The organism is Flavobacterium sp. GSP27, assembly GCF_003970395.1.
Classification (GTDB): Bacteria; Bacteroidota; Bacteroidia; order Flavobacteriales; family Flavobacteriaceae; genus Flavobacterium.
Map to the genome: position 1 here is coordinate 1 of NZ_RYDP01000002.1, position 13,844 is coordinate 13,844.

General features: G+C 34.3%; 10 protein-coding genes. 9 read left to right on the forward strand and 1 reads right to left on the reverse strand.

Annotated features, from left to right (window positions below; genetic code table 11):
• From EKM05_RS02035 to EKM05_RS02045, 3 genes are all read left to right on the forward strand, one after another.
• Positions 1 to 489: transposase (locus EKM05_RS02035; RefSeq protein WP_158615129.1), on the forward strand; the 489-nt coding region annotated here is incomplete at its 5' end.
• Positions 490 to 589: 100 nt separating this feature from the next.
• Positions 590 to 1,783, forward strand: a complete 1,194-nt coding sequence (locus tag EKM05_RS02040) for an AraC family transcriptional regulator (RefSeq protein ID WP_126553177.1) — start codon at positions 590 to 592, stop codon at positions 1,781 to 1,783.
• 1,415 nt (positions 1,784 to 3,198) lie between these two features.
• Positions 3,199 to 3,951 carry a LytTR family DNA-binding domain-containing protein gene (locus EKM05_RS02045; RefSeq protein ID WP_126553179.1) on the forward strand — a complete coding sequence of 251 codons (753 nt, stop codon included), beginning with the start codon at positions 3,199 to 3,201 and terminating at the stop codon, positions 3,949 to 3,951.
• A gap of 28 nt (positions 3,952 to 3,979) precedes the next feature.
• On the opposite strand, the gene EKM05_RS02050 is transcribed toward EKM05_RS02045, so the two are convergent.
• A complete protein-coding gene (locus tag EKM05_RS02050) occupies positions 3,980 to 4,873 on the reverse strand; it encodes an IS1595 family transposase (protein ID WP_126553181.1) in 894 nt (297 codons plus the stop codon).
• A 530-nt stretch (positions 4,874 to 5,403) separates the two neighbouring features.
• Here EKM05_RS02050 and EKM05_RS02055 point away from each other — a divergent pair.
• The 6 genes from EKM05_RS02055 (at position 5,404) to EKM05_RS02080 (ending at position 13,560) form a co-directional block, all read left to right on the forward strand.
• Positions 5,404 to 5,643, forward strand: a complete 240-nt coding sequence (locus EKM05_RS02055; RefSeq protein WP_126553183.1) for a hypothetical protein — start codon at positions 5,404 to 5,406, stop codon at positions 5,641 to 5,643.
• A gap of 1,212 nt (positions 5,644 to 6,855) precedes the next feature.
• The gene (locus EKM05_RS02060; RefSeq protein ID WP_126553185.1) at positions 6,856 to 7,992 is read left to right on the forward strand and encodes a hypothetical protein; all 1,137 of its coding nucleotides are present in this window, start codon (positions 6,856 to 6,858) and stop codon (positions 7,990 to 7,992) included.
• 269 nt (positions 7,993 to 8,261) lie between these two features.
• The gene (locus EKM05_RS02065) at positions 8,262 to 8,552 is read left to right on the forward strand and encodes a hypothetical protein (RefSeq protein WP_126553187.1); all 291 of its coding nucleotides are present in this window, start codon (positions 8,262 to 8,264) and stop codon (positions 8,550 to 8,552) included.
• A 19-nt stretch (positions 8,553 to 8,571) separates the two neighbouring features.
• Positions 8,572 to 9,261: a hypothetical protein gene (locus tag EKM05_RS02070; protein WP_126553189.1), complete on the forward strand. Its 690-nt coding sequence runs from the start codon at positions 8,572 to 8,574 to the stop codon at positions 9,259 to 9,261.
• Between the two features lie 58 nt (positions 9,262 to 9,319).
• Complete coding sequence (locus EKM05_RS02075) at positions 9,320 to 9,907, forward strand: hypothetical protein (protein ID WP_126553191.1); 588 nt, start codon at positions 9,320 to 9,322, stop codon at positions 9,905 to 9,907.
• A gap of 680 nt (positions 9,908 to 10,587) precedes the next feature.
• Positions 10,588 to 13,560: a hypothetical protein gene (locus EKM05_RS02080; RefSeq protein ID WP_126553193.1), complete on the forward strand. Its 2,973-nt coding sequence runs from the start codon at positions 10,588 to 10,590 to the stop codon at positions 13,558 to 13,560.
• Positions 13,561 to 13,844: the final 284 nt, after the last annotated feature.

Below are 13,844 nucleotides of genomic sequence, written 5' to 3' on the forward strand. Positions count from 1 at the left end.
CTGACCGACAAAGGATATTGCTCTACTAAAAGCTTGTATTATTATGGTGTGAAATTACACGCATTGGCTTTTAGACGCTTAGATAAAATCCCTTTTCCTGAGGAAATTCAAATAACTCCTGCCTCAGTAAATGATTTAACTGTATTCAAAGAAGCTTGGTCTGAGAAAACTAACAGGAATTTTTTTGGAGATAAAATATACAATAATCTAGATTTTTTTACTGAATTAGAGCAAAAGAAAAATTCGATTATGATGACTCCAATCAAAGGAATTAAAGGGCAATGTCAAGAAATCAAAAATAGAGATAAAGCTGCAAATGATTTGTTTTCGACAGCAGTATCAAGAGTTAGACAACCTATAGAAGCATTTTTTAGTTGGCTAATTCAAAGAACAGATATTCAAAGAGCTAGTAAAGTGAGGTCTGCCAAAGGACTGTTGATTCATATCTTCGGCAAAATCGCTTCCGCTTTTATAAACTTAACATTTTAACCCTTGATTCGCATAATATAATAGAAGAGAATCTAACTATTAGTTTTAATATGTTGTAGTTTCGCTTTTTTTAATGTCCCTTTTACCTGATTCTAATAGTATGTTGTTATTTTTCTTTTTAGCTTTTTCTTTTTCGGGAATATTATGTGCTTTTATTCTTTTAATTTTAAATAGGGTTGATGTATTTGCAAATCGGTTATTAGCGATGGGTTTGTTTAATATTTCTGTTGTTATTGTTTTGAACGGTTTAACGTATGTTGATGGTTTTTATCTTTCTTACCCACATTTGTATCGATTAGGTGTTTTTTCACAATATTTGCTGGCGCCTTTTTTTTATTTATATGTGCGAGCGACTATTAATAGAGAAGTTCGCTTTCGCAAATGGGACTGGCTTCATTTTATGCCGGCCCTGTTGCATTTTATTGAGTTTATTCCTTTTTATTTTATGCCAACAGATGAAAAAATAGCGTATTTAAAAATTGCTTTTTCTCATGTCGAAATACTTTCTGAGCAAAAAGAAGGTTTATTGCCAGCGAACCTTCATCCCCTTCTTAAAACAGGAACCGGTATTGTGTATGAGTTTTTTCAGGTACGTTTATTGTTTTTTTTCTACAAAAATGACTATAAATGGTCGAAAAAAAATAAAAGAGTTTGGAATTGGCTAATTTGTCTCACTTTTTTCCATAGCTTAACCTATCTTTTTGTTTTTGTTTTGTCTATTTTTCATATTGGAAGCGATATAAGAATATATGCGATTTTAACACTAAGTGTGGTTCAGTTTTTTTGTGTAATTACTTTAGTGTTTAATCCAAGAGTGTTGTATGGTATGAAAGAAACTTTGAATATGAATACAGCTATAGATGCGGACGATCAAACAGAATCAAGTTCAAAAAAATTTATTCTTTCTTCCGATAAAAAGAAGCTGTATAAGGTAGCATTGGAGTCTTTTATTGAGAGTCAAAAACCGTATTTAAAAAAAAATTATTCGATACGAGAATTTGCGATTGATTGTAATATCCCTGTTCATCATTTGTCTATTGTTATTAATGGGGAGTATGGTTGTAACTACACTGATTTTATTAATAGTTACCGTATCAATTATATTATTGTTCATCGGTATGATGAAAACTGGAGTTCCTTTTCATTCGAAGGGCTATCTTCTGAGGCTGGTTTTAATTCACGGAGCTCTTTTCTTAATGCATTTAAGAAAGTAACCGGTCAAACACCTTCGGATTATTTTGCGCAAAAAAAGCATAATAGTATAAAAAGTATTAAACCGATTTCTTTTCTGTAAAAACGGATCATCGATACATCTCCTTTAGCTACGCTGTAGACACAAGTTTAAAATAGAACACAGATAACACAGATTAACGTAGTTTTTTCTTTTTTTCGTAAAAATAAAACCTATCTGGATTCGACTTTACGTGAATTAATTTGTGATAATTTATGAAAGTTGAGTCTGATTTTTTTTTAATATTGGTGTCCAGACGGTAGCTAAAGGAGAAGGGGGTGTAATAAGGCTATCTTATTTATGTCTTTGGTATAACTTCTTGAATTTGAAATTTCTAATACTTTATTTTTTCCTCATAAAAGCAATTTTTAAGTTTAGTATCTTCCTTTGTATTGAATATTTGCATAATGACTAGTGCTGTAATCGTTTAAATTATTTTGACTCGTAAAGCAGACTGAGTAAATTTCCTTTTAGCCTCAGATTTAAAATATTTTCACTGTTTGTTTTCTAATAAACGGTTCTTTTTGCTGTATTCCGGTAAAATCCGTATAATCCTGGACGGAAATAAGCAACTGGTATTAGTAACGGATAGTCATAAAAGATCAGACTCCAAATTCCCGGATCACAATGGGGAAGCATTTTTTATTGTTTCTCAGTTTGGTCAAGAGTATAAATACCGTCCGCAATTAGTGGGACATTCGAAGTTGTCGTTATTGTATATAAGCACAATCTTTTTTAACTAGTATAATTTTTGGACTTCTCTCAAGAGAGGTATAAGTAATTAGAAAGATACAGTGTCGTAATATAAAATACGAGACCAATTAGTAAAAAGAGTTTTTGCCAATAATTTTAAGAATTAAAGAGATTTTTGGGCTAGCTGGCAAATTAATCTGCGGCAAAGAATATATTTAGGGCTCCATTACACTAAGATATTAAATTTTAGCCATTACTGAATTGGCATTAGGGAAAATTTTGGCATATGAAATGGTAACTAGAATGGACCATTTTTTTACATTAGATTCTGAGCTGTTTGTTGTAGAATTAAGTACCACAGTAGCCTAAATTATAATGGATTTTGTTTCAGTGCTTGTGACAGGTGTCCTTCATGCAAGCGATTAATTTTAAAAAATTTGTAAAACGGACTAAATAACCACTCATAATTGCTTCGTTTCGCCAAACAAGGCAGCAAATTCGCATCGTTTGACGAAATGAGGCAACAAATGCAGCAATGTAGTATTGGGGAATATTATTTACGTTTTACTTTTGGATCATATTTATGGCACTCGCAAATGTGTTGTGTTTGTCATTTATACTTTAAAAAGTAACAATTATAATCTGTCAGTTACAATTGTTGCTTTTGAGATTTGGTTTAAAAATGCCTGTTTGGGGTTTTTAAAAGACTAGACTTAATTCTTATACTTTAGACTCGAAATTTGAGGATATTTTTTTTAAAATAAAACTAATTAAAAATAATTACTATGAATGCACATTACAATATCACGATAATTGACGACGACTTTATTGATGTTTTAGCTTTAAAAAAAATAATTTCAGCGTATTGTATCAATATTAATTCAGTCATTCATATAGCCACTATCCAGGAGGCAATTATTGAACTTAACGAGAATAAGCCTGATATCGTTTTTATGGATGTTATATTTAAAGATTCAATTATTTTTGATTTTTTAGATGAGTTTAGTTTAGAGGATGTTCCGGTAGTGTTTATTTCTTCAGAAAAAGCGTATGCGGTAAATGCTTTCGAAAATAATGCTGTTGATTTTATTCTAAAACCATTTAAAGTAGAGAATGTAATTTTGGCAATCAATAAAGCAGTAAAGAGAATCAAGATGAATAACTTGTATTTGCAAGCTGATTTTTCTGTAGAAAATAGAAATACTCATAATGATTATTTAGCTATTTCATCTTTAAATAAAATTGATTTTATAAAAAAAGAGGATGTTATGTTTTGTATGGCTGATGGTAAGTACACTACTTTTTTCTTATTAGGGGGTAAAAAAATTGTATCAAGTAAAAATTTAGGAGAGTATGAGAAAGTCTTGGATAGTTCCTATTTCTATAGGATTCATCACGGATATATTATAAATATCAGATTTTTAATAAGTATTATCAAAAAAGACGGTGTTTATTGTGAACTAGCGAATAAAATTACCATACCAGTTTCCAAAAGGAGACAGGAAAGCTTTAACAAATTCATTAAGCTTAAAAACTAAATGAATATAGTAGTATTGAGGTCGGTATTTAAGCACATATCATTTCTTGATGAGTAATATTCTCTGATTTCACCATTCTTTTGATTAAATTGTTAAAGATTGTGTCTTTGTTTTGAGAACGATTAATTAGGTAACAAAATTCAGCAAAATATCTGTTAATATTATTCTCACTTACCCAAGAATAAGTTGTTCTTATCCAAGATTTCACTGGATGAATCATAATATGTAATGCTTTAAAATTAGACCCTTTATCACTTAATATTTGTGTTAGGTCATAATCCTTAGCAATAGGATTGTATCCTTTCCATTTGTCGGTCGTTATTCTTGCGTGTAAATCTATATGTTTTTCGAACATTTTTCTTAAAGATTTAGCGGAGTAATCGAGGATTTGAAAGGTATAAAAACGTTTTGCTTTTCCGTTATCTGTAAGTTCCAAAGCACATATGGCTTTTTTCTTTGTACTGTCATAACTTCGTCCGTGTTTACCTTCTTCATAGCCACCTACGACATATTCATCAACATTAATTACGCCAGTCATAGGGAAATTTCCACTTGATTTCATAGCCTCACGCACTTTATGCATAAATAACCTAGCGGTTCTTTGGTGAACGCCAAAACGAACTGCAGTTTGAGAAGCGGAAAGACTTTTTGTACTAGTTGACATTTCAAAACAAATAAAAAATGCTTTTTTCAAACCAAATTTTACTTTGTGGAATAAAGCGTTAGCCATTGCCGATTCAGTATCGCTACAAATATTACAAGTTCTCGCAAAATCTTTGCGGACTTGACTTTTTGTATAACCACACTTACTACAAACACAGTGCTCTGACCATTTTATTTCTGAAAGATATTCTCTACAATCTTGGTCTGTTTTGAATCGTTCAGCAAACTCTATGAGATTTTGTCCTTTAAAAATTTCCATTTTTTATATGTTTTACTAGACTTTAAAGGTGTGAATTTAAATGCCGACCTCAATAGTAGTATATTTTAGCCATGTGATTTCTGGAGGGGTTAACTTTAAATTTTCAATATAAATATAGAGCGATCATATGAATAGCCTATTTAATAAAAGATTGTGGATGTAGTTGCGGGAGAGTTCTTTACTTTCATATTTGGGCAATTATACTCCTTTTATTTACACTTGTTACTTTTAGATAGGAGTTATTATTGAAAATAGTAATATTTGAAAAAAATAGTTGTCATGCCACCTTTTTATCCATTTGAGTTTGGAACGTGTGTACAAAAGTTTTTTGTTTTTTGAAAAATGTCTGAGAGTACTTTTCGTTAAAGTTTTTTTTTATCAAGTTACAGGGGTAGTAGGTACTTCAATTTTTTTGGTTTGTTTACTTGAAAAAATGCAACATTTTTTTCTATCCTGTACGATGTTATTTTTTTGATAAACAAGCTTGGATTAAGTAGTATTTCAATTTAAGTATTTTAAATATTTTAGCAATGAAGAAGATAATTAAATATGTTATTAGTGCGGATGGAATTCCGATTTTGTTTAGTTGTGATATATTACATGCTGATGTGTTGCAAAGCAGTTCTATATCCGCAGGTTTTTTGATTCTGAGGTATGATGTTGCAAAGGCTGCTTTTTTAGTAAAATGTTTTGGAGAAAGTAGCTCTTTAAAAGTGAAATCAAAACTTGAAGTTGATGAAAAAATAATCGAAGATTTTTTTAATTTTTAGTTTAGGATTAGAAAAAAACGTATTTAGATTATTGGGATATTTAGCGCATTTAATGCAGCAGTAATTGATGGAATTTAGGGGTAACTAGCTCAGATGGTTTAAGGAAATGAATAGAAGAGGGCATTAAGTAATCAGCATTTTTTTAGGTTTTCGGATCACGTTCTAAAATTAATAATTGTTTACGATAGGCCAGGAAATAATGGTTTGCTAAGAAGCAAAAAAAATAAGTATGTGTGAAAAATAAACTCCTGATTTATGACTTTTCAAACGGTTGTAAATTCATTATTAAAAAAAATGAATTTGATTTCAAGAGCTTTTTTGAATACATAAGGGAGGAAGTTATTGATTATAATGATTTTGTTGCAGTGATTTTTATTGTCAACTATAGACTGTAGAACTTTTGGATATGATGCGGATTTATAAATAGGAGTGCTGATTTTTTTAAGGACTCGGATAATGCAAATCAGTAATGCTTTAGAAGAGTTAGAGGATACTATTTTTCTTGATTTACAACTAAGTCGTCAGGAAATGATAGATTATATAAAGTTTAATTTGAGGCTTTCCGGGGCTTCTAAGGTAGGTTAAACAACAAGATAAAAACACATTGTAATCCCTCTATTTATTGAGTTGTAAAGAGTTTTTTTATGTACAATTCTTATTTTAATTTGTTGGACTACCAATGTTGTTCGTTAATTAGTCCAATTGGGAGTTCAAGCGCAATGTTAGTAAGGTAAGGTTTATTTTGTCATTGTGAGGAAAGAAGTAATTACATCTGTTGCTCTAGTTAGGAGTTTTCATTTAAATGTCAGTTCGAGTGATTTTATAAATTATCGATAGCAGTTTATAAAATTGTATCGAGAACCGTTGTTTACTAAATAGCTTCTCGATACATTTTGACTTATTACGTTGCTGTTTTCTACCACAATCCTACAAGTCAAAATCCCGAAGTCTCGGGACGAAGTGACGTTGCTTGAAGATGCATACAGTCTGCTCAGCGTTTTTAGATTCAAAATCCTGTTTTAATTTTGATTAGCATGCGGCACATGATTTCAGTTCGCTTTTTATAAAAAACGTGTTATGTTTTTTTGAGATTGAATAATGCCGATATTGATACGGTTATTCCCTGAAAAGTGCACTTGTTTATTTAGGATGGTATTTTCACAAGAAAATGATTTTATTTGAGGTCATTATTACTGTAAAACTTAAAAACGTATGAAAAAATTTTTATTTATCATTGTGTTGTTCATGGGATTGTCGAGCTATGCGCAAGTAGGGGTTGGAACTTCTAATCCGGATACATCAGCTCAACTCGATGTGGTTTCGACAAATAAAGGAATTTTGATTCCTCGAATGAAATTAACGGGAACCTCGGATGTTAGTACTATAGCCAACCCAAAAGAAAGTTTGTTAATTTATAACACGGCAACTGCTGGAGATGTTGTTCCAGGATTTTATTACTGGAATTCGCTTAAGTGGGTTACTTTAGCAGGAGGTCTTTCAGGGAATGTTGCAATAAGTAGTGGAGGAACAGGGGCGACTACTGCTCCGGCTGCTTTGGCTAGCTTAGGAGCGCAGTCAATCGCTAATATTACTACAGTATTAGGAACTACCTTGGATCATTATCCTTCAGAAAGTGCGGTGACAACGTACGTCGATACCGAAGCCACTAGAGCTGCTACTGTTGAGTCGGGATTGCAAAATCAGATTTTTTCCGAAGTAAGTAGAGCTACTACTGCCGAATCGGGATTGCAAACTGCAGTTGGTTTAAAAGCATCAACGGCTAATGTAACTGCTGCGGTAGCTACTGAAACTACAAGAGCCACTGCTGCCGAAGTTGCATTGCAAGCGAACATAGATACTGAAGCAACAACGGCTAGAGCAGCAGAATTATTAAATTCTACAGCAATAACTAATGAAGCAACCACAGCTAGAGCAGCAGAATTATCAAATTCTACAGCAATAACTACTGAAGCAGCTACAGCTAGAGCAGCAGAATTATCAAATTCTACAGCAATAACTAATGAAGCAACCACAGCTAGAGCAGCAGAATTATCAAATTCTACAGCAATAACTACGGAAGCAACCACATCTAGAGCAGCAGAATTATTAAATTCTACAGCAATAACTACGGAAGCTGCTACAGCTAGAGCAGCAGAATTATTAAATTCTACAGCAATAACTAATGAAGCAGCTACAGCTAGAGCAGCAGAATTATTAAATTCTACAGCAATAACTACTGAAGCAGCTACAGCTAGAGCAGCAGAATTATTAAATTCTACAGCAATAACTACTGAAGCAGCTACAGCTAGAGCAGCAGAATTATTACAGCTAGAGCAGCAGAATTATTAAATTCTACAGCAATAACTACTGAAGCAGCTACAGCTAGAGCAGCAGAATTATCAAAAGAAGATAAAATTAACAAGACTATTGTTATTGACGCTACTGCTAATGATACAAAATATCCTAGTGCATTAGCTGTAAAAACGTATGTTAATGCTGTTCCTTCTTTTTATAATGCTGATGGTACTTTAACTGGAGCAAGAACAGTAACGCAGAATAATAATAACTTAACCTTTACTACAGGGACTGCACAACTAGTTATTGATGGTGCTTTGAAATTGAATGCGGCTGTTATACATAATTTTGTAACGACTACAGCTAATGCATATACTATTCCTGATAATGCAAATACGGTTTTATATAATGGTGTAGGGGCCTCTATTTTAACTTTGCCGACACCTTCTGCTGCAAATACGGGTATGGAAATTAAAATCATTAATGCCTCTGCTTCCGCAATTAATTGTACTGGATCTATTAGTGCTGCTTTTGTTCTTAATATTCAAGGAGGTACAGTTTGTCATGCTTTTTGTGATGGTACTTCATGGTTATTATATCAAAGTTCATTATAATAATTAAATTACCTAAAGGATGATACAGAAAATTTTTATAGTTATGTGTTGTTTGTTGTTGGTTCAAATTGGTTTTAGTCAAATAAAGATAAATACTAATATTGGTACTACAACTATGAATACGAACTCTGCTTTTTTGGATGCTTCTAGTTCACCTAGTTGGAATAATATTACTAATACTAATTTAGCTAAGGGGTTAGTTTTTCCAAGAGTCGATTTGACAACTATGGCGAATATGGCTCAGGCGGGAACTACGGGGCCTACTAATAATCCAAATCGTTTTGATGGGATGTTAGTGTATAATACCGCCACAGGAACATCAGGTATTGGATTAGTTGCGGTAAAACCCGGGTTTTATTATTACAGCAATAAATCAGTTACTCTAAACGGGGGGACCTGGCTTGCAGTTGTGTCTAAGGACGCTGTTGTGGCTACAAGTGTGGTAACTAAAACGGCCTCTTATGTAATTGTCGATAGCGACTCTACGGTATTGTGTAATGCTACTGGGGGTGGGTTTACGGTGTCATTACCTGATGCTGCCATTAATTCCGGGAAAACCTTTATAATTAGTAAAACAGATACCAGTGATAATGCACTAACGTTCTCTCCCTCCCTAAAATTTGCCGAGGGAGTTCTAGTCAGTGTTTTAAATTATACAAAAACACTAAAAGTGCAAAGCGATGGCACTAGTTGGGTTGTTGTCAATTAAGTAACAATTCGTAAAATAAATGGAATATTCTTAAATAACAATTAATAAATAACACATTATGAACAACAAGTACACAAAAGCATTAGCGATTTTATTATTCGCAGCTGCAGGAATTACAACGGCATCAGCACAAGTTTCTCAAAAGATAGGAGCAAACCCTTTTGCTCTTACAAAAAGTGCCGCTCTGGAGATCGAGAGTACTACAAAAGGTTTTTTGCCTCCTCGTATGACACCAGCACAACGTGATCTTATTGCTACCCCGGCAACGGGATTAACGATTTATAATATCACTGATAATTTATTGCAAGTGAATACAGGAACAACAGCGTTACCAGTGTGGAGTGCCGCTACAGTTACTGCAACTACACTTCTGGCAAAAGTTCTTGATTATACCGTACTTGGTACTGATGCTACCGTTTTGTTTGATGTTTCTGCTGCATCAGCAGGGCTAACCGTAACATTACCGGATGTTCTTGCTAACAAAGGTAAAATTTTCACCATCATTAAAATAGATGCATCAGAAAATAAATTAAAATTTGTCCCAGCATTAGTTTTTAATATAGAATATCCTGCGGTTAGTGAATTGAACTATGCTAAGGCGGTTAGAATTCAAAGTGACGGTTCAAAATGGAATGTTATTAATTAATATTTTTCATTTATGAAATTAAGGTTAACTGGGTTTATCCCAAAAACTAACTAACAATTTGAATCAAGGGTTGCGTTTATACTTTTTTTGGGGGTAAGTCACGGTCCTCATCCGTTTTTAAAGCGGGTGGGGTCTATTCCTCAAGAATAGCGGTATTTTATTTTAACCCTCTATAAACATTAATAAAGAATACCATTCTGACTATAAAACACTTAAAATCAGCTACTAATTAATCAAATCAATGGAGTACACCATTTTTTTTAACATTAATTTTCACCCAAAAGTTACAGTAAGAATTTTGAATGATTATTTGTCTATTAGGGTTCAAAGTGACAGAACAAACAGGAATGTTGATGATTACTTTTTAGGGCATTAATGCTAGTGGGTTATTTATTTTAATAGCCTTTATGTATTATGCTTAGAATGGGTTTATAGTCTCTTAATGCAGCATACAATAATTTATTTGCCATTACGGTATAGAATGCAAACAACAACAACAACAATAACAACAAAAGGAGCAATTAATGTGATTTCTCCAATTGTACAATGCTATATTAATTTTAAAAATTAATAGATCATTAAAATTTTACCCCAGCCCTCAATGTAATAAATTGGTAATTAAGTAATTGTTGAATAACATTCTCGGTTGCTTAATTTTAATTTTTAATCTCTATATTATTATGTATTCAAAAATAACAAAAATAGGTTTATTTTTTCTTTTCATTTGTTGCTGCATAAACAACGCATCGGCGCAAACGGTTCAGAAAATTGGAGGTACTCCTTTTAACGTAACCAAAAGTGCCGTCTTCGAACTAGAAAGTACAACCAAAGGATTTTTACCACCCCGAATGACGACCCTTCAGCGTAATGGTATTATAACTCCAGCTGTAGGATTGACTATTTTTAATATTGATACTATTGCATTAGAGATAAATACAGGAACGACACTACAACCGGTATGGAGTTCAGTGAAAGGCTATTTGCCTTTGGCAGGAGGAACGATGACGGGAGCTGTAGGTGTTAATGGGGCAACATTGACTTTAAATACGGATACTGCTGTTGCCAATACAAATACCACTACCATAGGAGGTGGGCTTGGCACAGGAACTATCACCCTTGGAGGTACAGCAACTCAAGCGATAAATATTGGTACTGGAGCAACTGGTACAAGTGTAAAAACAGTTACTGTAGGGAGTACAGTCAATTCTAGTGATACAACAATTCAGTCCGGTACAGGAGCTTTAAATTTAACACCAGCCGCAACAGGATCTATAGTTATAGGTAATGCAGCAGGATATGGAGAAGTCTCTTTAGGATCCTCTAGTAACACTCATGTTACTAGTGTAGGTGCAGCAACATCAGCAGGTGTATCTACTGTTAACATTGCAACAGGTGGTACAGGTAATAATAAAGTTAACATTGCAACAAGTTCAGCTGAAAATTTAGTTACTATTGGTAGTAGTGCATCACAAGTTGGTGTAGGCGGAACGCCAGTAACTTATGCAGCTTTGGCAGTGACTTCAACGACCAAAGGATTTTTGCCACCCCGAATGAATTCTGGAGAGCGAGATATTCTTGGAGGGACTCTTACTAAATTAGTAGATAAAGGAATGGTTATTTTTAATACAACTAATAATGCATTAGAGGTAAATACAGGAACTCCAGGTGCTCCGGCATGGACAGGTTTATCTAATTCGTACTTGCCTTTGGCAGGAGGAACGATGACAAGTACGGCAGTAATCCAGGGATCAGCATTGAAATTAAATGATGGAACCACTGGTAATCTTGTTAATACAACAGACATAGGAATTGGAGGTACCACAGGAACTATCACCCTTGGAGGTACAGCAACTCAAGCTATAAACATTGGTACTGGAGCCACTGGTACAAATGTAAAAACAGTTACTATAGGTAGTACAGTTGGTGCAAGTGCTACAACAATTCAGTCCGGTACAGGAACGTTAGGTTTAAAGCCAACAGGTACAGGATCTATAGTAATAGGTAATGCAGCAGGAACAGGAGATATTACTTTGGGATCCTCTAGTAATACTCAAGAGACTCATATAGGTGTAGGAACTGCTACTGGAATCGCTAAAGTATTCATTGGATCAAGTCGTGGAGGTGGTACTGGCGGTAGTGATGTTAACATAGGAAATATTGCTACCAATGTTTCTACTTATCCTTCCACTGTAAGAATTGCATCAGGAGCAGGTATAAATACGGTTCTTCTAGGGGGGGTTAGTGAATCAAGTACTACGACGATTCAGTCAGGTACAGGAACTTTAAGTTTAACACCAGCAGAAACAGGGCCTATTTTGATAGGTAATCCAGCAGGAACAGGATTAGGAACAATCACTTTGGGATCATCTACTGCTGCTCAAACTACTAATATAGGAACTGGAACGGGTATATCTACGGTAAAAATTGCTACAGGTTCAGATACTAATGCAAATTTAGTTACTATAGGAGGCGGTCTGTCACAAGTTGGTGTAGGCGGAGCGCCAGTAACTTATGCAGCTTTGGCAGTGACTTCAACGACCAAAGGATTTTTGCCACCCCGAATGAATTCTGGAGAGCGAGATATTCTTGGAGGGACTCTTACTAAATTAGTAGATAAAGGAATGGTTATTTTTAATACAACTAATAATGCATTAGAGGTAAATACAGGAACTCCAGGTGCTCCGGCATGGACAGGTTTATCTAATTCGTACTTGCCTTTGGCAGGAGGAACGATGACGGGTACACTTGGTATCAGTGGGACAGCATTGAATTTAAATAATAATGCTTCTACAAACGCCACTACCATAGGAGGGGGTAGTACCTCAGGTGCTATAACCCTTGGAGGTACAGGAACACAAATTATAAATATTGGTACTGGAACAGGGACAAAAACAGTTTCTTTAGGGAGTGATGCCAGTACGAGTGCCACAACGATCAAGTCCGGTTCAGCAGCATTAACGTTAACACCAGCCGCAGACCTAGCAGGAACAATAGTTATAGGGAATGCAGCAGGACTGGGACCTATCACTTTAGGATCGTCTACTGCAGCTCAAACTACTAATATAGGAACTGGAACGGGTGTATCTACGGTTAATGTTGGTACAGGAGGTACGGGTGCAAACTTAGTTACTTTAGGGAGCACTACTTCACAAGTTAGTATAGGTGGAATTTCATCAAGTACTACAGCGGCCTTAGATATAAATTCGACTACAAAAGGTTTCTTGCCACCACGATTGACTGCTTTACAGCTAACAACACTTAATAGTACATTACCAGCTTCAGGATTGACTATTTATAATACAGACAATTCTGCATTAGAGGTAAATATAGGAACTCCTGCTGTTCCGGTATGGAAATCAGCTACTAGTAATCCGTCTATAAGAATTCAAACGCTTAGTACTCCTCAACTTACATCAGCAGATTCGACTGTTTTGTTTGATACTACAAGTGCTAGCTTGACTGCAACTTTGCCAACTGTTACTACTGCATTAACCGGAAAGATATTTTTTATACGTAAAAATGATAATTCAACAAATACGTTGACTATTTCACCAGTATTAAAATTATCGGGAGTTACAACAACTGTTGTTTTAAATTATGCCAAAACTATCAAAGTGCAATGTGATGGTACTAATTGGATAATCATTGATTAATTTTTAGATATATAGAAGCAAAACTTAAGTGGGCAGGGAAGGCCTTCGAGTACAAAAAATAAGTTTACTCTTTGGGTTACTACAGCAGGAAAAATATAAAGTCTCTAGGTTCCGGTACACAAAGTGTATCGACTAGAGGAGTCTTACGGTTTTTGAGGGGCAATTGCTTGTAAGAATTTATTCGCTTTATTTTCCTGTTGGTGGTGGCCATCAACCGAGAGAGATGCTGTTTAAAATAAAACAGCATTGTAATTGTAAAGAAGGAAACTGGATACTGATACCAC

Excerpts from the sequence above, each read along its gene's own strand:
- EKM05_RS02060 (WP_126553185.1), top strand. The coding sequence starts at position 6,856 with ATGAAAAAATTTTTATTTATCATTGTGTTGTTCATGGGATTGTCGAGC.
- EKM05_RS02075 (WP_126553191.1), top strand. The coding sequence starts at position 9,320 with ATGAACAACAAGTACACAAAAGCATTAGCGATTTTATTATTCGCAGCT.
- EKM05_RS02045 (WP_126553179.1), top strand. The coding sequence starts at position 3,199 with ATGAATGCACATTACAATATCACGATAATTGACGACGACTTTATTGAT.
- EKM05_RS02055 (WP_126553183.1), top strand. The coding sequence starts at position 5,404 with ATGAAGAAGATAATTAAATATGTTATTAGTGCGGATGGAATTCCGATT.
- EKM05_RS02050 (WP_126553181.1), bottom strand. The coding sequence starts at position 4,873 with ATGGAAATTTTTAAAGGACAAAATCTCATAGAGTTTGCTGAACGATTC.
- EKM05_RS02040 (WP_126553177.1), top strand. The coding sequence starts at position 590 with ATGTTGTTATTTTTCTTTTTAGCTTTTTCTTTTTCGGGAATATTATGT.
- EKM05_RS02070 (WP_126553189.1), top strand. The coding sequence starts at position 8,572 with ATGATACAGAAAATTTTTATAGTTATGTGTTGTTTGTTGTTGGTTCAA.
- EKM05_RS02080 (WP_126553193.1), top strand. The coding sequence starts at position 10,588 with ATGTATTCAAAAATAACAAAAATAGGTTTATTTTTTCTTTTCATTTGT.